Here is a 596-nt window from a genome sequence, read left to right as displayed (position 1 = left end):
CCGGGCTCGCCCCGCCGGCGCTGATCGTCGTCGGCGGCATCGTCGCCATGCGCGCGGCACTGGCGGGCGAACCATGACGGCGCGCGCCATCATCATCGGCGCGCCGCGCTCCGGTTCGGGCAAGACCAGCGTCACCATCGGCATCCTGCGCGCGCTCGCCCGGCGCGGCCTGAAGGTGCGCGGCGCCAAGTCCGGGCCTGACTACATCGACCCGGGCTTCCACACCGCCGCCACCGGCCTCTCCGGCGTCAACCTCGACAGCTGGGCAATGCCGCCTTCCCTGCTCAATGCGCTGGCCAGGCAAGCGGCCGACGATGCCGACTTCGTCGTCCTCGAAAGCGCCATGGGCCTGTTCGACGGCATTCCCGCCCCAGAAGGCCGCACGGGTTCGGCCGCCGACCTTGCGCGGCTCTACGGCCTGCCGGTGCTGCTCGTGCTCGACGTATCGGGCCAATCGACAACTGCTGCCGCCGTTGCCAAGGGTTTTGCAACCTACGACCCGGACGTGCGCATGGCCGGCGTCGTCCTTAACCGGCTCGGCAGTGAGCGCCACCGGCGGCTGTCCGGCGATGCCATCGAGGCGATCGGCCTGCCGG

General features: G+C 71.5%; 1 pseudogene. It reads left to right on the top strand.

The features are described 5' to 3' along the window. Window positions 1-73: 73 nt before the first annotated feature. A pseudogene (locus EN780_RS36810) lies at window positions 74-596 on the top strand (AAA family ATPase); the annotation flags it as partial.

Source organism: Mesorhizobium sp. M4B.F.Ca.ET.089.01.1.1 (assembly GCF_004022605.1).
Taxonomy (GTDB): Bacteria; Pseudomonadota; Alphaproteobacteria; order Rhizobiales; family Rhizobiaceae; genus Mesorhizobium; species Mesorhizobium abyssinicae.
Note: the sequence above shows the minus strand (reverse complement) of the source record. Positions and strands in the feature narration are given on the sequence as shown.